At 60.0% G+C, this 24,409-nt stretch carries 21 protein-coding genes; 11 read left to right on the forward strand and 10 right to left on the reverse strand.

Annotated elements, in window-relative coordinates; genetic code table 11:
* The first annotated feature begins 83 nt into the window (after positions 1-83).
* The 7 genes from rapZ to secG all read left to right on the forward strand — a co-directional run bounded on the left by rapZ (position 84) and on the right by secG (position 7,126).
* Positions 84-965: an RNase adapter RapZ gene (gene rapZ, locus CSING_RS06440; RefSeq protein WP_083280762.1), complete on the forward strand. Its 882-nt coding sequence runs from the start codon at positions 84-86 to the stop codon at positions 963-965.
* 65 nt (positions 966-1,030) lie between these two features.
* Entirely contained in the window at positions 1,031-1,996 is a 966-nt protein-coding gene (locus tag CSING_RS06445; protein WP_042530738.1) for a gluconeogenesis factor YvcK family protein, read from the forward strand.
* A gap of 128 nt (positions 1,997-2,124) precedes the next feature.
* Complete coding sequence (whiA, locus tag CSING_RS06450; protein ID WP_042530740.1) at positions 2,125-3,114, forward strand: DNA-binding protein WhiA; 990 nt, start codon at positions 2,125-2,127, stop codon at positions 3,112-3,114.
* Positions 3,115-3,512: 398 nt separating this feature from the next.
* Positions 3,513-4,520, forward strand: coding sequence for a type I glyceraldehyde-3-phosphate dehydrogenase (gap, locus tag CSING_RS06455; RefSeq protein ID WP_042530742.1), 1,008 nt, complete (start codon positions 3,513-3,515; stop codon positions 4,518-4,520).
* 152 nt (positions 4,521-4,672) lie between these two features.
* Positions 4,673-5,890, forward strand: a complete 1,218-nt coding sequence (locus CSING_RS06460; protein WP_042530744.1) for a phosphoglycerate kinase — start codon at positions 4,673-4,675, stop codon at positions 5,888-5,890.
* Between the two features lie 37 nt (positions 5,891-5,927).
* Entirely contained in the window at positions 5,928-6,707 is a 780-nt protein-coding gene (tpiA, locus tag CSING_RS06465) for a triose-phosphate isomerase (RefSeq protein ID WP_042530746.1), read from the forward strand.
* Positions 6,708-6,892: 185 nt separating this feature from the next.
* Positions 6,893-7,126 carry a preprotein translocase subunit SecG gene (secG, locus tag CSING_RS06470; protein ID WP_039675251.1) on the forward strand — a complete coding sequence of 78 codons (234 nt, stop codon included), beginning with the start codon at positions 6,893-6,895 and terminating at the stop codon, positions 7,124-7,126.
* A gap of 131 nt (positions 7,127-7,257) precedes the next feature.
* Here secG and pgl read toward each other — a convergent pair whose 3' ends face one another.
* The 5 genes from pgl to tkt form a co-directional block, all read right to left on the reverse strand.
* On the reverse strand, positions 7,258-8,019 hold the full coding sequence (gene pgl, locus CSING_RS06475) for a 6-phosphogluconolactonase (protein ID WP_042530748.1): 762 nt from the start codon (positions 8,017-8,019) through the stop codon (positions 7,258-7,260).
* A gap of 44 nt (positions 8,020-8,063) precedes the next feature.
* The gene (locus CSING_RS06480; RefSeq protein ID WP_042530750.1) at positions 8,064-9,002 is read right to left on the reverse strand and encodes a glucose-6-phosphate dehydrogenase assembly protein OpcA; all 939 of its coding nucleotides are present in this window, start codon (positions 9,000-9,002) and stop codon (positions 8,064-8,066) included.
* A gap of 20 nt (positions 9,003-9,022) precedes the next feature.
* Complete coding sequence (zwf, locus tag CSING_RS06485) at positions 9,023-10,555, reverse strand: glucose-6-phosphate dehydrogenase (protein WP_042530752.1); 1,533 nt, start codon at positions 10,553-10,555, stop codon at positions 9,023-9,025.
* A 170-nt stretch (positions 10,556-10,725) separates the two neighbouring features.
* Positions 10,726-11,811: a transaldolase gene (gene tal, locus CSING_RS06490; protein ID WP_042530754.1), complete on the reverse strand. Its 1,086-nt coding sequence runs from the start codon at positions 11,809-11,811 to the stop codon at positions 10,726-10,728.
* Between the two features lie 68 nt (positions 11,812-11,879).
* Positions 11,880-13,955, reverse strand: coding sequence for a transketolase (gene tkt, locus CSING_RS06495; RefSeq protein ID WP_201773992.1), 2,076 nt, complete (start codon positions 13,953-13,955; stop codon positions 11,880-11,882).
* Positions 13,956-14,258: 303 nt separating this feature from the next.
* Here tkt and CSING_RS06500 point away from each other — a divergent pair, with 303 nt between their 5' ends.
* Positions 14,259-15,203 carry a heme o synthase gene (locus CSING_RS06500; protein WP_042530758.1) on the forward strand — a complete coding sequence of 315 codons (945 nt, stop codon included), beginning with the start codon at positions 14,259-14,261 and terminating at the stop codon, positions 15,201-15,203.
* A 32-nt stretch (positions 15,204-15,235) separates the two neighbouring features.
* On the opposite strand, the gene CSING_RS06505 is transcribed toward CSING_RS06500, so the two are convergent.
* The 5 genes from CSING_RS06505 to mptB form a co-directional block, all read right to left on the reverse strand.
* Positions 15,236-16,204, reverse strand: a complete 969-nt coding sequence (locus tag CSING_RS06505) for a quinone oxidoreductase family protein (RefSeq protein ID WP_042530760.1) — start codon at positions 16,202-16,204, stop codon at positions 15,236-15,238.
* A 126-nt stretch (positions 16,205-16,330) separates the two neighbouring features.
* Positions 16,331-17,287 carry a COX15/CtaA family protein gene (locus tag CSING_RS06510; protein WP_407637950.1) on the reverse strand — a complete coding sequence of 319 codons (957 nt, stop codon included), beginning with the start codon at positions 17,285-17,287 and terminating at the stop codon, positions 16,331-16,333.
* Positions 17,288-17,404: 117 nt separating this feature from the next.
* The gene (locus tag CSING_RS06515) at positions 17,405-18,166 is read right to left on the reverse strand and encodes an ABC transporter permease (protein WP_042530763.1); all 762 of its coding nucleotides are present in this window, start codon (positions 18,164-18,166) and stop codon (positions 17,405-17,407) included.
* A 39-nt stretch (positions 18,167-18,205) separates the two neighbouring features.
* Positions 18,206-19,120 (reverse strand): ABC transporter ATP-binding protein, encoded by a 915-nt coding sequence (locus CSING_RS06520; protein WP_042530765.1) that lies wholly within the window; start codon positions 19,118-19,120, stop codon positions 18,206-18,208.
* A gap of 6 nt (positions 19,121-19,126) precedes the next feature.
* Entirely contained in the window at positions 19,127-20,881 is a 1,755-nt protein-coding gene (gene mptB / locus CSING_RS06525) for a polyprenol phosphomannose-dependent alpha 1,6 mannosyltransferase MptB (protein ID WP_042530766.1), read from the reverse strand.
* A gap of 194 nt (positions 20,882-21,075) precedes the next feature.
* On the opposite strand from mptB, the gene CSING_RS06530 reads away from it, so the two are divergent.
* Genes CSING_RS06530 through sufD form a run of 3 tightly spaced genes read left to right on the forward strand, consistent with a single transcriptional unit; the run spans position 21,076 to position 24,384 of the window.
* A complete protein-coding gene (locus CSING_RS06530) occupies positions 21,076-21,726 on the forward strand; it encodes a helix-turn-helix transcriptional regulator (protein WP_042533233.1) in 651 nt (216 codons plus the stop codon).
* Between the two features lie 60 nt (positions 21,727-21,786).
* Positions 21,787-23,193, forward strand: a complete 1,407-nt coding sequence (gene sufB / locus CSING_RS06535; protein WP_162484150.1) for a Fe-S cluster assembly protein SufB — start codon at positions 21,787-21,789, stop codon at positions 23,191-23,193.
* Entirely contained in the window at positions 23,194-24,384 is a 1,191-nt protein-coding gene (sufD, locus tag CSING_RS06540) for a Fe-S cluster assembly protein SufD (protein WP_042530770.1), read from the forward strand.
* The last annotated feature ends 25 nt before the right edge of the window (positions 24,385-24,409 follow it).

Below are 24,409 nucleotides of genomic sequence, written 5' to 3' on the forward strand. Positions count from 1 at the left end.
TGCGCCGCATGTCGGAATGAAGTTTCACCCCGTCACGGGATCGTTGTCGTTTTCTCACCGAACTTTCAGTGTAGGTGGTAAGAATAGAGGCCATGACGTTGTTTGATTCCCCGCCCATTTTGGTAACCGGCATGTCTGGCGGAGGCCTGACTTCGGCCGCCAAGGTGCTGGAGGATAAGGGCTACTACGTGGCTCACAACATTCCCCCGAAGGCCATTGTTGACCTGCTCAAGCTCTGCGCCCGTCCGGATTCTCCGGTCACCAAGATCGCCGCGGTGACGGATGTTCGTTCGCGCATGTTCCCAGGTTCTCTCCCAGAGACCCTCGATGAGCTTGCCGAGCTAGACATGAAGCCGACGCTGCTCTTCCTCGATGCCCGCGATGATGTTCTCATTCGCCGTTTCGATTCGGTGCGCCGAACCCACCCGCTTCAGGAGGGGGAGACTCTTAAGGCTGGAATCCAGCGTGAACGTGTCGCCGTCCAGGAAGTCAGGGATCGCGCCGACATCATTATCGATACAACGAACCTGTCTATTCATGACTTGCGCCGCGCGATAGAGGCTTCCTTTGGCGAGATGGGCCACGAGAGACAGCACGTGACGTTGGAGTCCTTCGGCTTCAAGCACGGTTCTCCGCGCGATGCTGACGTTGTTGTTGACGTGCGTTTCCTGCCCAACCCTTATTGGGTTCCGGAGCTGCGCGGCTACCGTGGCACGGATGAACCAGTGGCGGATTATGTCCTGTCACAAGAAGCCGCAGAGCCCTTCATCGAAAACTTCATTGAGATGTTCGATTCGATGCTCAAGGGCTACCGCCACGAAGGCAAGAATTTCATCACCGTGGGCATCGGCTGCACTGGCGGCCACCATCGCTCCGTCGCTGTCACTGAAGAAATTGCTCGTCGTTTAAGCGAGCGCGGGGATGTCGACGTTAACACGTTGCACCGCGACATCACTCGGGATTAAATTCAGATCTCTCTCATAGTTAACAATTGAAAGCCGGTACGTACGTGACCACACCCCCATCTCACATGGCTAGCCTGGGCGGCGGCCATGGTCTTTATCAAACCCTGTTGGCGGCGCGCCGAACGGGCGCGGAGGCAATTTCAGCTATCGTCACCGTGGCTGATGACGGCGGCTCCTCCGGCCGCTTGCGCCGTGAGCTGGAAATCATCCCGCCAGGGGATCTCCGCATGGCCTTGGCTGCTCTGTCAAGTGATTCTGAGCACGGCCAGCTATGGGCCAAGACCTTGCAGCACCGCTTTCGCGGCAATGGCGCTATGGCAGGACATGCCGTGGGCAATCTGCTCATCGCGGGCCTCAGTGATGTTTTGGGTGATTTCCAGGACGCTCTCGATGCCATCGCGAAGCTTACTGATTCCGCCGGCCGCGTGCTGCCGTCAGTGAACTTGCCGCTCGATATCGAGGCTGATGTTGCCGGGCTTGATGACGACCCCCGAATCATGCGCTCAGTCCGTGGCCAGGTTGCCGTTGCCTCGACAGTGGGGCAGGTGCGTCGCGTGCGTATTATCCCAGAGCGGCCTAAGGCCAACCCAGAAACGCTACAGGCGCTTCACGACGCCGACATGATCACCCTGGGCCCTGGTTCGTGGTTCAGCTCGGTCCTGCCCCACGTTTTGGTTCCAGATATCGTTGAAGCCATCACCTCTTCCGATGCGCTGCGAGTAATCGTGCTGAACCTATCTTCGGAGCCAGGAGAGACCCAGGGCTTCTCCGCAGAGCGGCATCTTCACGTGTTGGCACAACATGCCCCGAATCTCCGGGTAGACCGCGTCATCGTAGACGAGGAAAGTTTGCCAAATGAGTCAGAGCGCGTTTTTGTTCAGCGTGCGGCAAGTGTTCTCGGAGCGACGGCAGTCTTCCGGGATGTGCGTCAGGTGGACGAAGACGGGCAGGTTTTCAACAAGCATTGCCCAGAAAAGCTTGCGGCTGTTTTCAACGAGCTCTATGCCGAGCATATCTGCGATGCCGAGTAAAAGACGCTGATGTGCAGCGTGAAAGGCGGGTTCTAGCCCGGGCATGCACGCCTACTCGGCGCGCACGTTAAACTATGGGACACTCATAGCCGCGTGGCGGCATCAACAGTCGAAAGGGGAGACACGAGGTGTCTGCGTCATTGACCGATCAGGTCAAGGAGGAACTTACGGCGGTATCCGTACCGCGGCAGTCTGCCCGCGCGGCAGAAGTTGCCGCCATTCTCAGGTTTGCCGGCGAGCTACAGGCCACTGGTGAACGCGTCACCTATGACGTCGAGCTGGAATCAAAAAAGGTAGCTGACCGTCTGGTCACTGCGTTGGATGAGCTTTATTCGATCACTGCTACAACGCACTTGGCTGGCCCAGCATCGTCGTCGAAGAAGAACCGTATCCAGGTGCGTATTGCCACGGGAGCCAAGGAGCTCACCCGCCGCCTTGGCTTGATTACGAGGTCGGGGCACCCAGTAGTGGGCCTTCCGCCCCAGGTCATATCTGGCTCAATTGCGGATAACGAAGCCGCGTGGCGCGGCGCTTTCTTGGCGCAGGGAACGCTCACTGAACCGGGCCGTTCATCAGCTCTCGAGGTGACCTGTCCGTGCCAGGAAGCAGCCCTAGCCCTTGTGGGCTGTGCCCGCCGTCTTGGAGTACCGGCAAAGACCAAGGAAACCCGCGGTGCGGATCGCGTGGTGATTCGTGATGGCGATGCAATCGGTGCTCTGCTGACTCGCATGGGTGCCCAAGAAACCCGTCTTACGTGGGAAAAGAAGCGTATCCAGCGCGAGGCGCAGGATACCTCTCGCCGCCTAGATAATTTTGATGATGCCAACTTGCGTCGTTCCGCACGCGCTGCGGTAACTGCGGCTGCTCGCGTGGAACGCGCGATGGTCATTTTGGGCGACGATGTACCAGAGCATTTGGCTGATGCCGGCCGTTTGCGTGTGCAGCACCGTGAAGCTTCATTGGAGGAGCTGGGCCGCCTAGCGGACCCACCTATGACTAAAGATGCTGTCGCTGGCCGTATTCGCCGTTTGCTCTCTATGGCAGATAAGCGAGCCAAGGAGTTGGGCGTTCCGGATACGACCCAGTCCGTGACTGAGGATCTCTTCGACGACGATTAAGCGGCTCGCGCTTACGTAACGCCCGTTCGGGCATCCGTTCTGTGGCGCCCCACGTAGCCACCCTGAATTGTTGTCTGGGTGGCTTCGCTCATTTCCGCTTGGGTGATATATCCCACGCGGTGTCAAAACTATTCCACACATTCCCACATGAACGGGCATAGGTGCAGGTGTTGCGGTGTGGTTTTCCTCGAACTAAACAAAGGCGCCAAACAACTGTACTCCGATTTTTACTGTGCCGCGGTCACGAGTGAGGTGCCCCTGACTAAGCAGTGCGAGAGCCCACAACCGTGGGTACTATCGACCGTGTTGGGAAAACCGACGACGACGTCACGAGAGCGTGGCCGCCTATCGGCAGTCCCCACGAACAACTTCACTCGATTATTTGAGGAGACATCACAGTGACCATTCGCGTAGGCATCAACGGCTTTGGCCGCATCGGCCGCAACTTCTTCCGTGCAGTAGCACAGGGCAACAATGACCTTGAGGTTGTCGCCGTCAACGACCTGACCGACAACGCCACCCTCGCCAACCTGCTCAAGTACGATTCCGTTCTCGGCCGCTTCAACGGCGAGATCGAGCATGACGAGGAGTCCATCACCGTCGACGGCCACCGCATCGCTGTTTCTGCCGAGCGTGACCCGAAGAACCTGAACTGGGGCGAGCACAACGTAGATATCGTTATCGAGTCCACCGGCTTCTTCACCGACGGCGAGGCAGCCAAGGCTCACATCGAGGCCGGCGCCAAGAAGGTCATCATCTCCGCTCCGGGTAAGAACGTTGACGCCACCTTCGTCTACGGCGTGAATTCCGACGAGTATGACGCTGAGAACCACAACGTCATCTCCGCCGCATCCTGCACCACCAACTGCCTGGCGCCGATGGCCAAGGTCCTCCACGAGAAGTTCGGTATCGAGAAGGGCCTCATGACCACCATCCACGCTTACACTGGTGATCAGCGCATCCAGGACGCTCCGCACCGCGACCTGCGTCGTGCCCGCGCCGCTGCCGTCAACATGGTTCCGACCTCCACCGGTGCTGCTAAGGCAGTTTCCCTGGTTCTCCCAGAGCTCGAAGGCAAGCTGGACGGCTACGCAATGCGCGTTCCGACCATCACCGGTTCCGCTACCGACCTGACCTTCCAGGCTTCCCGCGACGTCACCGTTGAAGAAATCAACGCAGCCATCAAGGAAGCATCCACCGGCGAGTTCGGCGAGACCCTGGGCTACACCGAGGATCCGATCGTCTCCACCGACATCATCACCGACCCGCACGGCTGCATCTTCGATGCTGGCATGACCAAGGTCTCTAACGGCAACTTCGTTAAGGTTCTTGGTTGGTACGACAACGAGTGGGGCTACACCAACCAGCTCGTTCGCACCACCGCCCTGGTTGCTTCCAAGCTCTAAAGCCTTAAGCACCTTGTGATACACCGGCCCATGCGCCACGCCCTCAACCTCCGTGGCGTGCGCTGGGCCGGTTGTCGTCTATTAGCCCGCCTAAGCGCATAAAAATACGTACGATTTTAGTTAGTCAATCACTTTCCATAAGGAGAATCACCATGGCTTTCAAGACTTTGGATGACCTGCTCGCAGAAGGCGTCGAGGGCCGCCACGTCCTCGTCCGCTCTGACTTCAATGTCCCTCTGGATGACGAGGGCAACATCACCGACTCCGGGCGAATTACCGCATCCCTGCCCACCATCAAGGCTCTTATCGAGGGCGGTGCCAAGGTCATTCTGTCTGCCCACCTTGGCCGCCCGAAGGGAGAGGTGAACGAGAAGTACTCCCTAGCACCAGTCGCTGAAGCCCTTTCTGAGGCTCTCGACCAGTACGTTGCACTTGCGGGTGACGTCAGTGGTGAGGACGCGCACGAGCGAGCCAACGGCCTTAATGAGGGCGATGTCCTCCTCGTGGAGAACGTACGCTTCGACCCGCGTGAGACCTCCAAGGATGAGGCAGAGCGCGGCGCCTTCGCCGATGAGCTCGCCGCACTAGCAGCCGACAATGGCGCTTTTGTGTCCGACGGTTTCGGTGTTGTCCACCGCGCACAGGCGTCCGTGTACGACGTCGCCAAGCGCCTTCCCGCCTACGCCGGCAAGCTGGTTCAGAAGGAAGTGGAGACCCTGGCGTCCGTAGCCAAGGACCCGGAGCACCCGTATGTCGTGGTCCTGGGTGGCGCAAAGGTCTCCGACAAGCTCGGCGTTATCGAAGCACTGGCTGACAAGGCCGACAAGGTCATCATCGGCGGCGGCATGTGCTACACCCTGCTGGCAGCACAGGGCTACAACGTTCAGAACTCCCTGCTGCAGGAAGACCAGATCGACAACTGCAAGGACCTCCTCGAGCGCTTCGGCGACAAGATCGTCCTGCCGGTCGACCTCATTGCCGCCACCGAGTTCAACGCAGACGCCGAGAACAAGGTCGTTGCTCTTGACGGCATCCCGGAGGGCTGGATGTCCCTCGACATCGGCCCCGAGTCTGTCAAGAAATTCGACGAGGTCATCGCCACCTCCAAGACTGTATTTTGGAATGGACCGATGGGCGTCTTTGAAATGGAAGCCTTCTCCAAGGGCACCGCTGGTGTTGCACAGTCCATCATCGATGCCACCGCCAACAACGGTTCCTTCACCGTCGTCGGCGGCGGCGATTCCGCTGCATCTGTCCGCCTGCTCGGCTTGGACGAGAACGGATTCTCCCACATCTCCACCGGTGGCGGCGCTTCCCTCGAGTTCCTGGAAGGCAAGGAGCTGCCGGGCGTCGAAGTCCTCGAATCCTAATCACCACTCATCACGTTCCCCTGTAGAAAGGCACATCATGGCACGTACCCCGCTTATTGCTGGTAACTGGAAGATGAACCTCGATCACAAGGAAGCTATCGGCTCCCTTCAAAAGTTTGCCTTCGCACTGCCTCAGGACTACTACGAGAAGGTCGACGTGGCCTTCATGGTCCCGTTCACGGATATCCGCACCGTGCAGACGCTTGTCGACGGCGACGGTCTCAAGTTCACCTATGGCTCGCAGGACATCTCCAAGCACGAATCTGGCGCCTACACCGGCGAGGTGTCCGGCAAGATGCTCTCCGCTTTGGGCTGCTCGTGGGCCGTCGTCGGTCACTCGGAGCGCCGCGAATACCACGGCGAAACCGATAAGCTCGTAGCAGAGAAGGCCGCTGCGGCGCTGGCTAACGGAATTAGTCCGATCGTCTGCGTCGGTGAACCACTCGACGTTCGGGAGAAGGGCACCCACGTTGATTACGTGGTGACCCAGACCCGCAACTCGCTGGAGGGCCTGTCTGCTGACGACCTTGCCAAGACCGTCATCGCGTATGAGCCGGTCTGGGCGATCGGCACTGGTAAGGTCGCCTCCGCCGACGACGCGCAGGAAGTCTGCGCTGCTATTCGCGGTCTCGTGCGCGAGCTCGGCGGCGACGAGGTTGCAGAGGGCATTCGCATTCTCTACGGCGGTTCCGTCAAGGTTGACTCCGTAGCTGAGATCGTGGGCAAGCCGGACGTAGACGGCGGTCTCGTTGGCGGCGCCTCGCTGAAGGGTGAGGATTTTGCGAAGCTGGCAGCCAACGCTGCGTCTGAGGCCTAAGCGCTAGGGCATAGGCACTGGTGGCTTAGTCTCCCTAAGCGGGTCGGAATGGTTTCCGGCCCGCTTTATGGTGTAGCATCGAAGAATGTCTTGCGCCGGTTGGACGCCTCGGCACACCCGAGTGCGCCGCCGAATACCGCGCAACCTGTACAAACGTCACAACTGTGTAAACAAGGAACTTTTTCATGATCTTGGCACTGGAAATCATCCTGGTGATTGCCGCAATCCTCATGTCCATCTTCGTGCTGCTGCACAAGGGTAAGGGCGGCGGCCTGTCCAGCCTCTTCGGTGGCGGTGTGCAGTCCAACCTGTCTGGTTCCACTGTGGTGGAGAAGAACTTGGACCGCTACACCGTGGTCATGGTCATCATTTGGCTGGCCTGCATCGTTGCGCTGAACCTGCTGCAGGCTTACAGCTAAACGCACGGTTCCCGCACACCTGCTACGGGGATAGAGAAGAACGCCGCGGCCCCTTTCCTAGTCGAAGGGAGGACGCGGCGTTTCTTTGATTTCTGGCAGTCTCCGTGAGAGACTGCCAGTGCCCCTGAGGGCTAGAGTTTCTCAGCTGCGTCGTCGGCGAGGAAGAGAACGGTTTCCTCAACGCCGTGGGCACCGGCCGCTGGCCAGTCCTCAGCAGCGGCGCCGGCAACAAGATGGGCAGCGGCCTCGGCCTTTTCTTCTCCGGCTACCAGGAACCAGACGCGCTGGGAGCGGTTGATGGCAGGGTAGGTGAGCGTGACACGCTCCGACGGGGGTTTAGGGGAGTCATGCACCGCAAAGGCAAAGTCAGTGTCCTCGTAGACGGCCTCAGCGTGCGGGAAGATGGAGTTGATATGGCCTTCGCCGCCCATCCCCAAAAGGTGAAGGTCAAAGCCTTCTGGGGCGAACTCACGAATTTCTCCCTCATAGGCTTGAGCTGCGTGCTCCATGGAAATGGCGCCAAGGTCATAGCCGTGGATATTGTGTTCCGGGACTCCGACCGGACCGAGCAGGGCCTCGCGGGCCTGCCCCTCGTTGGAGTCCGGATCACTGACGGGTACGTTGCGCTCATCACCGAAGAACACGTGCACGCGAGTCCAATCCACCGTCAACGCTGGGAAGTCAGGGCCCTGCTTCTGTGCAGCATGATCCAATCGCGCAAGCTCACGCAGAAGCCCAATTCCCGCACCTCCACCGGTAAGCACTACTCGGGCGACGCCGTCCTTGTGCAGGCCGCCGCCCGGAGTCTGGATGGCCGCAATCGTATCGATGAAAGCGAGTGCGGCGGAGGATATGAGCTCATCTACATCGCTCACGCGGTGAAGAGTAACCATGGTGCAGGAAGATCCTTTATAGAGAAGTGTAGAGGTGCTGGGACTTAGTGTTTCTCACTGTAGTCCACGTTAGCCAATGCGCGGAGAGTACGGGCGTATGTCTTGTCCGCGTCGAGATGACGCAGTTCTTCAGACAAGACTTCGGCTTCCGAGCGAATATCCAGGCTCACGAGCGACTCGGGTGATCCCGGGACGCTGACCTTGACGGTTTCCGAATCCACTACGGTGATAGCGACATCTGTAGTGGGGCGGCGGAAGATGAGGGAGGTAATTGGGAAGGTGTTCTCATCGCACTCCGCAACTGTGCGATGGACGGGGACGGAGAGGGCGTCGAGAAGCCAGCCAGCGGCAAAATCCACGGCGGCGTGGTTGTGAGCACCCGAAATCTCCACAGAGTGCACAGGCTCATGTGGGTGACGGTCCAGCGCAGACGCAACAATGCCGCGCCACAACGTGATGGCGCCCCACGACATGTCGGAATCACCCGGCTTGTATCCCGAGGACAGCAGGTGAAGATCGTACTGATCGACGCCATCGCCATGCGCCACGTTGGTAATGCGGCGCTGAGCCAACGCGCCAATGGGGACAGAGGCAGGGGACTGGGGACACGCCGTGGGCCACCACGCCACAATGGGCGTATCAGGAAGCAGCAAGGGAGTCACGACTGCCTCTGCTTGGTCCGCCAATGCTCCATGCAGGTGCATGACCACGATTTCTGAAGCGCCGGCTTCACCACCCACGCGTAGCTCAGCGTCAAGGCGAGTCTTGTCCACAGGATTACCGCGGGCAATAACGATCACACGGGATGGGTGCTCATGAGACGCATCGCGAACGGAAACCAAGAGGTTGTCCAGGTCGTCGCCCTCCTGCGTCATGACGATGAGGGTAAGGACGCGGCCCGTGGTCAGAGTGTAGTGCTCCTGCATCTCCACGAGCTTCTGGGAAATCTTGCGCGTCGTCGTTTCGGGCAAGGGGATAATCATGTGGTGTTCCTCCTGTGGGCCTACGGACGGCGCCAGGAGTGACCCTGACGGCGCAGCATTCTATCAGCGGACTCGGGACCCCACGTGCCAGCGCGGTACTGCTCGGGCTGTCCAATTCCTGCCCAGTACTCGATGATGGGATCCAGGATGGACCAGGACAGTTCAACCTCGCGGTTAGTGGGGAAGAGGGAGGATTCATCCAGCAAGGCATCGAGGATGAGGCGCTCATAGGCCTCGGGAGACTCCTCAGTAAACGCGGAGGCGTAGGCGAAGTCCATGTTGACGTCGCGCACCTCCATGGTGGAACCAGGCACCTTGGAACCAAAGCGCATGGTCACGCCTTCATCCGGCTGGACGCGGATGACCACGGCGTTCTGATCCAAAGCCTCGGCCTGCCCCTGGTCAAAGGGCTGGTGTGGGGCAGTCTTGAACACGAGGGCGATTTCTGTCACGCGGCGCCCCAAACGCTTGCCGGTGCGCAGATAGAAGGGAACGCCCGCCCACCGGCGGGAATTCACCTTAAGGGTGCAGGCAGCATAGGTCTCCGTCGTGGACTCAGGATCAAAGCCCTCTTCCTCACGCAGCCCCTTAACGTACTCCGAGCCCTGCCAACCGGCCGCGTACTGGCCGCGTGCCGTCGTTTTGTTGAGCGGGTGCACCGCCTGTGTGGCCTCTAGAACCTTGATCTTTTCTGCCTGAAGGGCTGCCGGGGCAAAGGAGGACGGCTCCTCCATGGCGACGAGGGCGAGCAGCTGCAGAAGGTGGTTCTGGATGACGTCGCGAGCGGCACCAATACCGTCGTAGTAGCCGGCGCGCCCTCCCAAGCCGATGTCTTCAGCCATCGTGATCTGAACGTGGTCAATGTAGTGTGCGTTCCACATCGGCTCGAAGATCTGGTTGGCAAAGCGCAGCGCCATGATGTTCTGCACTGTTTCCTTGCCTAGGTAGTGATCGATACGGAAGACCGAAGACTCCGGGAAGACGGCGTTGACAATCTCGTTGAGCTCGCGGGCAGAAGCCTGATCGTGGCCAAACGGTTTCTCAATGATGACACGGCGCCAGGAACTCTCCGTGTTGTTTGACATGCCGACTCGCTCGAGTTGGTGGCAGATATCGGAGAAGAATTCCGGCGGAACGGAAAGATAATACGCCCAGTTACCACCGGTACCACGAGAGGTGTTGAGCTCGGAAAGGCGTGCTGACAGTTTATCGAAGCCGGCGTCGTCAAAGTTGCCTTGAATAAACTCGATGCCCTTGGCAAGGTGCTCCCAGACACGTTCGTTGAAGGTCGTGCGGGCGCCCGCCTCGGCTGCCTCGCGGACGTAGTTGCAGAAAGCTTGTTTGTCCCAGCCGCGACGGCCATAACCCACGAGGGTGAAGCCGGCCGGCAACAGACCACGGTTGGCCAAATCATAAATGGCCGGCAGGAGCTTCTTGCGTGCCAAATCGCCGGTCACGCCGAAAATCACCATGCCAGAGGGGCCGGCGATGCGCGGAAGGCGCTTATCCTTCGCGTTGCGCAACGGGTTAACCCACGCGCTGGTAGTGCTCACTAAGTGTCCTTTCGGTCTGTGTGAGGTTAGTCCAACAGCCCAGCATAGCGATACGCGCCCCGCCAACGATAGTTGCCTGTTCGTTAGTGGGGCGCGTGTGACTAAAAAGGGTTAAAGAAATCTTCTGCCGTATGAACAATTCCTCATCGCCGGGGCAGGGAAAGTGGAGCCTAAGAGAGACGGTCCACCATTGATTCGAGGAGCTCCTTCCACGCGGCCACGAACTTGTCGACTCCCTCGCGCTCCAATACCGCAAAGACGTCATCAAAGTCGATGCCGACTGCTTCGAGCTCTGCGAAGACCGTATCCGCCTGCTCACCGGCACCAGTCAAGGTATCGCCGTGGAGGTTGCCCTGGTCGAGAACTGCATCGATGGTCTTCTCCGGCATGGTGTTAACCGTATCGGGGCCGGCCAGCTCAGAAACGTAGAGCGTCGCCGGGTACTCCGGATTCTTCACACCTGTCGACGCCCACAGTGGACGCTGCACCTGCGCACCTTCCGGAAGATCCGAGCCAGCGCCACACTCCTTGGCAAACAAAGCATAAGCGCGTTGGGCGTTGGCCACGCCTGCCTTTCCACGCAGTGCTAGAGCCTCCTTAGAGCCGATGAGTTCGAGGCGCTTGTCCACCTCGGTATCGAGACGAGAGACAAAGAAGGAGGCCACGGAGTGAATCGTCGATACATCCTTGCCCGCCGCGGCGGCGCGCCTGATCCCTTCCTTATACGCGGCAATGACCTCGGCGTAGCGCTCCACCGAGAAAATGAGCGTGACGTTGACGGAGATGCCCGCGGCTAGCACGTCAGTGATTGCTGGGAGGGATCCCTTCGTGGCCGGAATCTTAATCATGAGGTTGGGGCGATCCACCTGCGCCCACAGTTCACGGGCCTGAGCCACAGTGGCCTCCGCGTCGGCGGAAATGCGCGGGTCGACCTCGATGGAGACGCGACCATCGCGGCCCCCTGTCTTCTCGAAGATGTCGCTGAGGACATCGCACGCGTTGCGGACGTCGTCAACGGCGAGGGAGTAGACAGCCTCATCGGCTTTCACGCCCTTTTCCTTGAGGTCGGCGATAGCCGCGTCGTAGGAAGTGCCGGACGACATTGCGGAGGCGAAAATAGCTGGATTGGTGGTGACACCCACAATGGACTTGGTAGACACAAGCTCGCGGAGATTCCCGGAATCCAGGCGCTCGCGCGACAGATCGTCGAGCCACGTCGAGGTACCGATCGTGGCGAGTTCATCGATGTGAGTCATGGTGTGTACAGGGTCCTTTCGTCAGCAACGGCGCTGGGCCGTCGCACTGGCCTGGTAGAAGGTGCGGACTAGATGGCGTGGGCTGCGCCGAGGGCATCGCGGGCGGCGTCCACAATAGCCTCGGCGGTGAAGCCGAACTTCTCAAAGAGCTCGCCAGCAGGGGCAGAAGCACCGAAGTGCTCCAAGGACACCGTACGGCCGAAGGAGCCGGTGTACTTGTGCCACGGCATGGAGATGCCCGCCTCGACGGATACGCGTGCCAGGACTGCGGATGGGAGCACGGACTCGCGGTAGTCTGCGTCCTGCTCGTCGAACCATTCCAAGCAGGGAGCGGATACGACTCGGGTCGCGGTTCCCTCAGCCTCGAGCTGCTGTGCGGCCTCTACTGCCAGCTGCACCTCGGAACCGGAGGCCAGCAGGATAACGTCCGGGGTCTCCTTCGAAGCCTCAACAAGTACGTAGGCACCGCGACGAACGCCGTCGGCAGCCTTGTCCTTGGTGCCTTCGAGGACGGGGAGGTTCTGACGGGACAGCGCCAGGCCCTTTGGCGCTGCCTTGTACTCAAGTGCGGCGGCCCAGCCCTGAGCGGTTTCATTGGCATCGGCTGGACGGATCACGGAGAGGTTCGGGATGGCACGCAAGGCGGCGAGGGTCTCAACCGGCTGGTGAGTAGGACCATCTTCGCCAAGGCCGATGGAGTCATGGGTCCACACGTAGTAGGTATCAGTGGACATCAGCGCGCCGAGGCGCACGGCCGGGTACTGGTACTCAGAAAAGATGAGGAAGGTACCGCCGTAGACGCGGGTATTGCCGTGCAGGGCAATGCCGTTCATGATGGCGGACATGGCGTGCTCGCGGATACCAAAGTGCAGGTTGCGCCCACAAGGCTGCGCAGACCATGCATCAGTGGTGATGGATTCGGGACCAAAGGAGTCAGCTCCCTTAATCACGGTATTGTTGGAACCCGCCAGGTCGGCGGAGCCGCCCCACATCTCCGGCAGGGAGGCAGCCAGCGCCTGGATAGCGGCCTCGGAAGCCTTACGAGTTGCCAGGGACTCGCCTGCCTCCCAGCTTGGGAGCTCAGCGGCAAAGTCTGCTGGGAGCTCGCGAGCCTGAAGGCGGTCGAAGAGCTTCTTTTCTTCTGGGTGGGCGGCTGCCCATTCATCGAACTTCTTCTGCCACTCGGCATGCTTCTGCGCGCCGCGCTCGGTGAGCTTGCGGGTATGGGCAAGCACCTCGTCGTCGATGTGGAAGTGCTGCTCGGGGTCGAAACCAAGAATCTCCTTGGTTGCCGCAACTTCCTCCTCACCGAGGGCCGCGCCATGAACACCGCCGGTGTTCATCTTGTTCGGTGCTGGGTAGCCGATGACGGTCTTGACGCGGATGAAGGACGGGCGGGTAGTCTCTGCGCGGGCAGCTTCAGCTGCTGCTTCGAGTGCCTCGACATCCTCACCGGACTCAACCGTCTGCACGTGCCAGCCGTAGGCCTCATAGCGCTTCACGACGTCCTCATTGAAGGCGATGTTCGTGTCGTCCTCGATGGAGATACGGTTGTCATCCCAGAACACGATGAGGTTGCCCAGCTGCTGAGTGCCTGCCAAGGAGGAAGCTTCAGCGGTCACGCCCTCTTGCAGGTCACCATCGGACGCGATGACGTAGACAAAGTGATCAAAGGGGGATTCGCCGGCGGGTGCGGAAGCGTCGAAAAGCCCGCGTTCTTTCCGTGCCGCCATGGCCATACCGACGGAGGAAGCCAAGCCCTGGCCCAGCGGACCAGTGGTGATCTCCACGCCATCGGTGTGGTGGACCTCCGGGTGGCCCGGGGTCTTAGAACCCCAGGTGCGCAGTGACTTGAGGTCTTCCATCTCAAGGCCGAATCCGCCCAGGAAGAGCTGAATATACTGGGTTAGTGAGGAGTGGCCTACGGAGAGCACGAAACGGTCACGGCCAGCCCAGTGCACGTCCGCTGGGTCATGATTAATGATGCGCTGGTAGAGCGTGTAGGCCAGCGGTGCCAGGGACATCGCGGTGCCAGGGTGACCGGATCCGCAGTTCTGCACAGCGTCGGCGGCGAGAACGCGCACGGTATCCACGGCGCGGGTTTCTAGGTCACTCCAGTCAGAGGGATAACGGCGCTGGACCATAGCCTGCAGTTCCGGGGACAACTTATCGTGCGACACGGTGAAAACCTCACTTCGCTTCTGGAAACAGATATACCGTTTATCAGTGTAAAGGTTTTTGAATCCCCGGCGGGTAATTATAGAAACCACGATCTGGGCGGTAGGGTGGCATGGTTGAGGCCGGTCGGTTTGTACTCAGGTTTTCCGGAGATTGTCTTCACACGAATGTGAGGATGGTTGTCGGGAACTTTCGAGCCCCCGCAGCCGACCACTACTAAGACCCACTGCTCGTACGCTGTCGTTGCCAGATATACGGAGGATTGTTCCTTGGAGACCATCAAGGCCTATTTTGCGCTGACGAAACCGAGGATCATTGAACTCCTCCTCGTTGCGGCAATCCCGGCAATGCTCCAAGCACAGCGTGGATTTGACGCTGTCTCCTCGAACTTCTGGCTCATTGTTTCCACAATTTTCGGTGGCTGGATGGGCGCGGCCGCAGCCCACACGTTTAACAACGTTGTGGACTATGAAATCGATCAGAAGATGCAGCGAACTCGCGCCCGTCCGCTTGTTCGCGCCACCATCTCGCGCCGCAACGCGGCCATCTTCGCATGGATTATGTTGGCCCTCTCTGTCTTTTGGTTGGGTGTGCTGGCGCATTCGTGGCTCGCGGCATTTTTCGTGCTTCTGACGAACTTCTTCTACGTGTTCGTCTACACCAAGTTCCTCAAGATGCGTAACGCCCAGAACATCGTCTGGGGCGGTCTGGCCGGATGTATGCCAGCCATGGTGGGCTGGGCCGTCATTCGTGATAACGCCCCAGCGGGGGAGCCGGATCGCTGGTGGCAGGCCGTTGTCCTTTTCCTCATCATCTTCTTCTGGACGCCGCCCCACACGTGGGCATTAGCCATGAAGTACAAGGAAGATTACCGTAAGGCTGGCGTGCCCATGCTGCCTGTAGTAGCAGCGGAATCGGAGGTCACGCGGCAAATCGTGTGGTACACGGTGGGCACCGTGATCGTTACGTTGCTCATCATTCCGGCTGCCTCGTGGATATACCTTGTGGCTGCGGTGGCATCCGGTGCGGTCTTCTTGTGGATGGCAATGCGTCTCCACCAGGGAGTGAAACAAGGCGCCAAGGTCAAGCCTATGCGCCTGTTTATCTACTCCAACAACTACCTTTCGGTGCTGTTCATTGGCCTGTCCGTTGACGCCGTTGTGGGGTGGGAGCCCATTGGTCGCATGCTCGGCTGGTCCGCTACATTCTTCTAGCCGCGCAACGCGCGTCGAACCATGCTGGTCAGTTAATCCTCGCGTACACGCAAGACAATGGATCCGGTAGTCTTACGGCCTTGCAAGTCGCGGTGAGCCTGTGCAGCCTCGGCGAGTGGATACTCCGCCGAGACACGGAACGTGATATCACCGTCAATAACGGCTTGGACCACGGCCTGAGCACGCATGTGGAACTCACCCTCCTGCGCGGTCCACGCGCCCAGGGAGGGGCGGGTGAGGAAAATTGAGCCGTGCTTGTTAAGCAGCTGCGGGTCCATAGGGGGAACCGGGCCGGAAGCAGCGCCGAAAAGCGCCACTGTGCCGCGTGGGCGGACAACCTCGAGGGACTCGTTGAACGTGTCCTTGCCCACGCCGTCGTAGACCACATCCACGCCGCGTCCACCGTTGAAGCGGCGTACCTGCTCCGCCAAGCCTTCGCTATAGAGGAAGACTTCATCGGCGCCGGCCTCGTAAGCCAGCTTCTTCTTTTCTTCGGTCGAGACGACTGAATACACCGTTGCTCCGAGCGACTTAGCCATCTGGGTGAGAACGAGGCCCACACCACCTGCGCCGGCAGTAATTAGGCAGGAAGCACCTTCGCCGAGCTGGTAGACGCCGTGGCTGAGGTAATGGGCCGTCATGCCTTGCAGCAGCATTGAGCCCGCGACAGCAGAAGGAATCTCATCGGGGACGGCGACGACGCGGTCACGGGGCACGCAGACCTGTTCTGCGTAGGAACCAAAGGCATGGTCCCAGGCCACCATGGTGCCCTCGGCAATCTCGCCCTTCGGATCATGGACTACTCGTCCGCTTCCCTCAAAGCCCACGATAAATGGGGTAGAGGCGTTGTAAATGCCTTCGCGGTAGTAAGTATCGATGTAGTTAACACCGGCCACGGAGACGTCGATAAGCAGCTGCTCGTCCGTCGGCGTTGGGTTGTCTACCTCGGTGTAGGTGAGGACCTCTGGCCCTCCGGTCGTGGTTACCTGAATTGCATGCATATACCTAGGCTAAACGAAACCCCGATCACAGCGCAGCAAAAAGGCACCGCCTCCCACAGACGGGGATGCGGTGCCTCAGCGTCATTATGACTGGGGACAGGCGTTTGAGTCGATTTCTTAAACGGCTTAGCGCTTTGTGGTCGGTTCACCGTCGAGTGAATGCACATCACGTGCATCCACGCGGCGGCGGCCATGTGCCCACAACAGTGCGGTGAACGCGGTGACCACGGAAGACATGCCGACGTGGAAAGGTACTGTCCAACGCGGAATGTGCAGGTAGAACTGGGCCACACCAATAGCCCACTGCACGACGATGCACATGATGAGAACCCAACCGGCGTTCTTGGCGGCCTTGGGAGCACCCGAGCGGTGCAGAAGAAAGACCATGATCAACGTCAGGGCAAGGTACACATACATGCAGATGGCGTGAATGACGGCCATGCCATAAGTGTCAACACCGAGGCGCCCTTCCATGCCAACCCCAGCATCACCGGAGTGAGTACCTGAACCTGTCACAAAGGTGCCGGTGAGCAAGACGATGGACAGCGCCACCGCGGCGATGACCGCGAGCGTACGAATAGCAGTAGGGAAGACGCGCGTGGGGATGCCATCATCGGGCTCAGCGATGCGTGAGTAGAGCATGGCGGCGATCCACACCAGAACCATCGACGGCAGGAAGTGAATGGCCACCGACCACCAGGACAGCTTGAGGAAGACCGAAAGAGCACCGATGAGGGCCTGCACCACGATGCCGGCCAAGCCGAGCCATGCGTAGACCTTTAGCTCGGTACGGCGCTTGGCTTTATGCATCGCCACGATAGTGGCCACAGCGGCGGCTCCCACGACAAACGTCAACAGGCGGTTGCCAAATTCGATCACTTGGTGCACGAGCGGTGCAGCGCCCTCGAGCGGCACCAAGGAGCCGGGGTGGCAATTGGGCCACGTGACGCACCCCAGGCCGGAGCCAGTGACGCGAACGATGGATCCAGAAACGGTGATGCCAGCCTGGCACAGCAACAGGATGAGCGCGAGGATGCGCTGCGTCTTCACTGAAGGGCCGACGGCGTGTCCGGGATCCTGGATAGAAGAGTGGGGCGACGAAATGTTGGCAGTACTCACGGCTCCTCAGCCTACCGCTCGGGCGTTCCCGGGACTAATACCACCTGCTGTGCCCACGCTTGGTGGGGAGAAAAGTCACATTTAACCGTCGAAGCGGAACCAACGCACCGCGGCGAACGACGCGACTGCCGCCCACCCCGCAAGGACGAGTAGCTCGGACCCGGGGAATCCGCCGGTCAACGCAGTGTCGAGCCCACTTGCCATAGCCACGGTGGGTACAAGCGTCAAGAGGCCGTTATCGCCCAAACCTTGGGAATACATGACCCAGCCCACCGTACCGAGCAGGATAAACCAGATGAGGTTGGATACAGCGAGAACCACCTCGGAGCTCATCGTGCCGCCGAGAAGAAGGCCTAGCGCAGTGAAGGCGGCGACGCCAAGGATCAAGGCCACGATACCTACTGCGATGCCCTCCGCACCTACCCGTAATCCCAGGATGGCTGCGACGGTACCCAGCACGAGAACCTGGATAACCACCATGGAGAGCACCGCGATGATCTTGCCCACGATAATGGCCCAGGCAGGCACTCCCGAGGCACCTGTACGTTTGAGTGCGCCGTAGCGACGATCGAAGGCGAGGGAAATCGCTTGCCCCGTAAAACCGGAGGAGGTGGCGGCGACGGCAAGCACCATAGGGAAAATCTCCTCCAGGCCATGGCCCGTAATGCTTTCTAGCTTGTGGGCACCGATAAGAATCGCGAGAGGAATAATAACGCTGAGCAGCTGTTGCTCGCCGTGGCGCACCATCAGCTTGGACTCAATGGCTCCTTGTGCGCGGGCCATGGCGGCTACGCCCACGCGCTGGGGCTGTGGGGAAAAGGTTCCAGGTGCGAAGGTGCTCATAGTGTGTGTCCTTAGGTGCGCGCGGTGTACGGGATTGTTCTAGCTACGCATTTCCCGACCTGTGAGGTCGAGGAAAACTTCTTCGAGGTTGCGGTGCGAGGTTTCCAGGCTGCGCAGCGTCACGTCTTGTGCGGCCAACGCGGTGGCGAGAGCCGCAATAGCCTCAGGGCTGACGGTGCTGGCGAGTCGATAGTGGAGCGGGCGCACGGCCTCGGCAGAAATACCTGCGGTGTGAAGGGCCTCAAGGTCTACCGGGGTAGCAGTTTCAAAGCTTACTTGCGCGGTTTCGGAGGTCTCCATGAGATCTGCCGTGGTGCCGCTGGCTACGAGTTGGCCATGGTCGATGATGACGACTCGGTCCGACAGTGCCTCTGCCTCATCCATCAGGTGTGTGGTGAGGACAACGGTGACGCCATCCTCCCGCAGAGCGCGAATGAGATCCCAGACGGCGAGGCGCGATTGAGCATCCATGCCGGCCGTAGGTTCATCGAGGAAGACGAGTTCGGGGCGCCCGATTATCGCCAGCGCCAGAGAGAGGCGTTGCTGCTGTCCACCGGATAGGCGACGGTATGTGTTCTTTGCCACGCCGGTGAGCCCGAGGGTCTCGAGCAACCAGTCCGGATCGAGCGGGTTGGCGTTATATGAGGCGCTTAGTTTCAGCATCTCGCGCACCTTGATTCCGGAATAGGAGCCTCCCCCTTGCAGCATGATGCCGATTCGTGCACGCACGGCATCGGGGTGACGAGAGGGATCTAGGCCGAGAACGTCGATGTTTCCGGAGGTGGGCTTGGTGAAACCTTCACACATTTCGATGGTGGTGGTCTTGCCGGCTCCGTTGGGCCCGAGTAAGCAGAGGATTTCGCCCCGGTTGACGCGGAAACTGAGTCCGTCCACAGCATTGACATCGCCGTATGTTTTGACGACGTTATCCAGGACCAGAGCTGTTGTATTCACGAAGGCTTAGTGTAGGACACGGACGCCGGCCCTGCGTAGCGCAACCCACCCCGCGGTTGCGAGGATAAGGAAAGTGACCACGGCTGCTAGGTAGATGACGAGTACTGTTCCCGGCGGAAGGCCTAGTCCGCGCGGGAGCACGATGAAACTCATCACTCCCGAGTAGATAATGACCGCCAGCCGGAAGAACCGGCGGTTGGCCCACGCGGCAAGGGGGAGCACGGCCCACAGGATGTACCACGGCTGCACGACGGGAAAGAAAACGACGAGGACGAATGTAGACACGCCTAATCCACCGACGGGATGAATCGCGCCGCGATAGGTGGCGAAGAGCATGCGCGCCATGAACGCGGTGGCGATGAGAACACCCACCGCGCGCGTGACGGTGAGGATGGCATCGGTGTGATCGCCCAACCCCAGTAGCATTCCGAGGAATCCGGCGCCGACGCCTACCGACGTCGTCGTGGACAGCCACGAGCGGATGGTAGCGGCACCGCCCTGGCCAAAAATCCACCCGATGTCTATTCCTGTCGTGATGGTGACTGCAGCAATCGATGCGGCAAGAATCATAACCTGTGCGATCCCAGCACGGAGGATGGCGCGCACTGGTGAGACGCCGTGCTTATCGACGAGCATTCGGGCCAGCGCCATCCCCACAAAACCCAAACCGATGAAACCCGTGACCTTGACCATGCCCGCACAGGAGATAAGCACACCGGAAACAAGGAAAAGAACCCAGCGGTGCCATCGTGAGGAGTTCTCGTCGCCCACAGCTCGCAGCCCGCATTCCAGGCCGACGAGGGCCAAACCCAGCATGAAGGCCTCGTTGTGGATGCCGCCGACGAGATGCAGGATGGTGAGAGGGTTAAGGATGCCCAGCCAGAGAGCGGCCTCAGGGGAGACCCGGCAACGCACAGCAAGGCGTGAGATAGCCCATCCTGCGGCGATAATGCCGGCCAAGGAGAGAACTCGGTGCGCCACTACACCCCAGATGATGGAGTCACTCGTTATCCAGCTCACAGCCGCAGCCAATCCCAGTGCCACCGGGCCATAGGGTGACGGTGAGTTAGCCCAGATGAAGGGGACGGAACGCGCAAGATCATTATCTGCGCCTAAGAGTTCCACGGGACCCGCCGAATAGGGGTCGAGGCCTTGGAGAACAATGGAGCCGTTGGCCAGGTAAGAGTAAATGTCCTGGGTAAAGAGGGGAGCGGTGAAGAGAAGCGGCAGCTCCCACCCCAACCATGTGCGCCACATGTGGCTTTGTGTTACGACGTGGGGAGAGTGGCTAAACCGCTGCGTGTGCGCTGAATCTTCCCCACGGCTGCGGCGCGAAAGGCGCAGTGGGGCACCTACGAGGGGAGCCATGCAGATCCAGGCCACGACCATGAATCCCACGCCGATGAAAACTATGGCCGAGGCGGACTGCAGCATGCGGGACATGAGTGAGCCAAACGGCAACGACTCATAGGGATTTCCCACCACTGGCAGCGCGCCGGCGCCTAACCCTCCTAGGGCGATGAGAAGCGAGCCAATCGTGCCCAGCCATCGGAGTGTGAAGAGAGTGCGGAGATGGGCGATGGTGCGACGGTGGACGGCGCCAAGCGCGGCGTCCTTCCCCGTTCCCAGCGAGTCCGGAGCGTCCTGGTGGAGCAGCGCGGAGCGGGACCCTGCTAAGCCCATCCGTGGCAGCTCATCGCGTACGCCCCACACGGCGCGCTTGAATCGCCCCGTTCGGGTGTAGTGACGCTCTTCTTTCATGAGTGTCTACCTTAGTCGCTCGCCTATCGGGCGACACGCAGGTGCCTCTGTGGATGAAAGAGTGGAAATCGGGAAAAAATTAAGGAACACTAGTGTTGTCTAATCTGAGACACGTTTGCTAGGACACACTCAAGGAGGTGCACACCGTGACGAAGGAGACTCGCTCCACTGAAGGCGATACCCGCCGGCATGTCATGCTGTTGCTTCTCAAGGACGGCCCGGTAACGGCGTCATACCTGGGTGAGCGTCTAGGTCTCTCGGCTGCTGGCATTCGCCGGCACTTAGACATTTTGGTGGAAGAAGGACTCACCGAGGTGGTTCACCGCCGTCCGCCGGCCCGCCCAGGGCATACGGCTGGCCGTGGTCGCCCAGCTAAGCACTTCCGCCTCACAGATCAGGGCCGTGCCCAATTTGGCCACGCCTACGACCAGCTCGCCGCCGAAGCTCTCACTGCGCTCCGGGAAGCCGGCGGGCCGGAGGCCGTGCGCCGCTTTGCGAAGGCTCGTTTCGAGCGCCTCGTGGAGGACGTGAAACCTTTGGTGGCTGACGATGAATCGGTACCGGAGGTAGCACGTGAACTTGCCGAGGTTCTTGATGCACATGGTTACGCTGCCACGGTGACCTCTGTGGGTAACGGCGTGCAGATCTGCCAGCACCATTGCCCGGTCGCCCATGTGGCTGCCGAGCATCCGGAGCTGTGTGAGGCTGAGCAGGAAGTCTTCTCCGCCCTCTTAGGAAAACATGTGCAGCCTTTGGCCTCTATTGCGGATGGCCACGGAATTTGCACCACAAACATCCCTCTTACACCCGTGCCGCCGTCTTCGGCGGGACGGGAAGAACGCTAATCGACGAGAAAGGAGCGGGCTTTGACACAGGCACAACCAGCACCAGGGCTTGAAACCAAGATGAGCGATGATGAAATCATCTCCTCCATCGGTGGCTACGAGTATGGCTGGCACGATTCCGACGAAGCCGGCCAGGCAGCACACCGCGGATTGAGCGAGGATGTCGTTCGTGACATCTCGCAGAAGAAGAACGAGCCTGAATGGATGCTCGAGTCGCGCCTCAAGGCACTGCGCGTGTTCAACAAGAAGCCGGTTCCGACGTGGGGCCCGGATCTGTCTGACATCGACTTCGACAACATTAAGTACTTCGTCCGCTCCACCGAGAAGCAGGCCCAGACTTGGGATGACCTTCCGGAGGACATCAAGGAGACTTACGACAAGCTGGGCATCCCGGATGCAGAGAAGAAGCGCCTTGTCTCCGGTGTTGCTGCTCAGTACGAGTCCGAGGTTGTTTACCACAAGATCCGGGAGGATCTTGAGGAACAGGGCGTTATCTTCGTCGATACCGATACTGCTGTGCGTGAGTACCCGGAGATTCTCCAGGAGTACTTCGGCACTGTTATTCCGGCCGGTGACAACAAGTTCTCCGCGCTCAACAACGCCTGCTGGTCCGGTGGTTCCTTCGTGTACGTGCCGAAGGGCGTGCACGTGGACATCCCGCTTCAGGCTTATTTCCGCATTAACACTGAGAACATGGGTCAGTTCGAGCGCACCCTCATCGTCGTCGAAGAGGGCGCTTATGTTCACTACATTGAAGGCTGCACCGCCCCGATTTACAACTCGGATTCCCTGCACACCGGCGTCATTGAGATTGTGGTGAAGAAGGGTGGCCGCTGCCGCTACACCACCATCCAGAACTGGTCCACCAACGTGTACAACCTGGTGACCCAGCGCGCCAAGGTGGAAGAGGGCGGCACCATGGAATGGGTTGATGGCAACATCGGCTCCAAGGTCACCATGAAGTACCCGTCCTGCTGGCTCACCGGTGAGCACGCCAAGGGTGAGGTTCTCTCCCTGGCTTTCGCCGGCGACAAGCAGGTTCAGGACACCGGATCCAAGATGATCCACATGGCGCCGAACACCTCCTCCAACATCGTGTCTAAGTCCGTGGCCCGTAACGGTGGCCGCGCCGCGTACCGCGGTCTTGTCCAGGTCAATAACAATGCCTCGAACTCCACCGCAAACGTCGAGTGTGATGCTCTGCTGGTGGATAACGACTCGCGTTCGGACACGTACCCGTACAACGACATCCGCAACGATCACGTCACCCTGGGCCACGAGGCAACTGTCTCCCAGGTCTCTGAGGAGCAGCTGTTCTACCTCATGTCTCGCGGTATCGCCGAGGAAGAGGCCATGGCGATGATCGTGCGCGGCTTCGTCGAGCCGATTGCTAAGGAGCTTCCGATGGAATACGCCTTGGAGCTCAACCGCCTTATCGAACTGCAGATGGAAGGATCGGTGGGCTAAGTGGTAGCTTCCAACGAATTTAACCCAGCTGACGTCACTAAGGGTGACCAGTTCACCTCGTTCAACGTCGAGGATTTCCCGGTACCGCACGGCCGTGATGAGGTCTGGCGTTTCATCGCGCTGCGTAACCTTCGCGGCCTGCACAATGGCGAGTTCGCGCCGGCTACCGCACAGAAAATTGACGTCGTCACTCCAGAAGGCGTGACCACCGAGACCGTGGCTGCTGATGACTCCCGTCTGGGTGCCGCTGGTGCACCAGCGGACCGCGTTGCCGCTCAGGCCTGGACTTCCATGCCGGAAGCACAGGTTGTCACCGTTGCCGCAGAGGCACAGCTGGACAAGCCGGTTGAAATCACCATCACCGGTGCCGGCGAAGGCGTGACCTCCTTCGGCGCAACCTCCATTCACGTGGGCCACCACGCTGAGGCTACCGTGGTGCTGAAGTACGTCGGTTCTGGCACTCACGCAGACAACGTGGAGTTTGTGCTGGAGGATGGCGCCCAGGTGACAGTCGTTGTTGACGCCGACTGGGAGGATGACGCTGTTCACCTGTCCCACCAGGTTGCGAAGGTCGGCCGCGATGCCGTCCTGCGCCACAACACCGCCATCTTCGGCGGCGAGATTGTGCGCCTCGTCCCGCGCGTGGTCTTTGACGGCCCTGGCGGCGACGCCGAGCTGCTCGGTGTGTACTTCGCTGATGCTGGCCAGTACTTTGAGAACCGCCTGCTCGTGGACCACGATGTCCCGAACTGCCGCTCCCGCGTGTTTTACAAGGGTGCCCTACAGGGCGCGACGGCCGCTGAGAAGGAGGAGGCTGGCGCCTCGTCCCGCACCCCTGAGGCTCGCACCTGTTGGGTTGGTGACGTGCTCATCCGCAAGGATGCCAACAACACCGACACCTATGAGACGAACAACAACCTGATCCTCACCGAGGGAGCGCGCGCTGACGCCATCCCGAATCTAGAAATCCAGACTGGTGAGATCGTCGGTGCCGGACACGCCGCGACCGTGGGCCGCTTCGATGACCTCGAGCTGTTCTACCTCATGTCCCGCGGTATTCCTGCCGCCGAGGCTCGCCGCCTCATCATCCGCGGTTTCTTCTCTGAAGTCATTTCCCGCATCCCGGTCGAGTCCCTACGTGAGGATCTGGAATCCCGCGTCGTCGACGAGCTCGCCAAGATCAACGCTTAAAACTCCCCGAAAGCAGGTACCAACT

The organism is Corynebacterium singulare, assembly GCF_000833575.1.
Taxonomy (GTDB): Bacteria; Actinomycetota; Actinomycetes; order Mycobacteriales; family Mycobacteriaceae; genus Corynebacterium; species Corynebacterium singulare.

Bases quoted from the DNA above. Each gene is read 5' to 3' on its own strand.
- CSING_RS06480 (WP_042530750.1), bottom strand. From the start codon at position 9,002: ATGATTATCCCCTTGCCCGAAACGACGACGCGCAAGATTTCCCAGAAG.
- CSING_RS06505 (WP_042530760.1), bottom strand. From the start codon at position 16,204: ATGCATGCAATTCAGGTAACCACGACCGGAGGGCCAGAGGTCCTCACC.
- CSING_RS06460 (WP_042530744.1), top strand. From the start codon at position 4,673: ATGGCTTTCAAGACTTTGGATGACCTGCTCGCAGAAGGCGTCGAGGGC.
- tpiA (WP_042530746.1), top strand. From the start codon at position 5,928: ATGGCACGTACCCCGCTTATTGCTGGTAACTGGAAGATGAACCTCGAT.
- CSING_RS06445 (WP_042530738.1), top strand. From the start codon at position 1,031: ATGGCTAGCCTGGGCGGCGGCCATGGTCTTTATCAAACCCTGTTGGCG.
- mptB (WP_042530766.1), bottom strand. From the start codon at position 20,881: ATGAAAGAAGAGCGTCACTACACCCGAACGGGGCGATTCAAGCGCGCC.
- tkt (WP_201773992.1), bottom strand. From the start codon at position 13,955: ATGGTCCAGCGCCGTTATCCCTCTGACTGGAGTGACCTAGAAACCCGC.
- CSING_RS06530 (WP_042533233.1), top strand. From the start codon at position 21,076: ATGCTGTTGCTTCTCAAGGACGGCCCGGTAACGGCGTCATACCTGGGT.
- CSING_RS06515 (WP_042530763.1), bottom strand. From the start codon at position 18,166: ATGAGCACCTTCGCACCTGGAACCTTTTCCCCACAGCCCCAGCGCGTG.
- secG (WP_039675251.1), top strand. From the start codon at position 6,893: ATGATCTTGGCACTGGAAATCATCCTGGTGATTGCCGCAATCCTCATG.
- tal (WP_042530754.1), bottom strand. From the start codon at position 11,811: ATGACTCACATCGATGAACTCGCCACGATCGGTACCTCGACGTGGCTC.
- pgl (WP_042530748.1), bottom strand. From the start codon at position 8,019: ATGGTTACTCTTCACCGCGTGAGCGATGTAGATGAGCTCATATCCTCC.
- sufB (WP_162484150.1), top strand. From the start codon at position 21,787: ATGAGCGATGATGAAATCATCTCCTCCATCGGTGGCTACGAGTATGGC.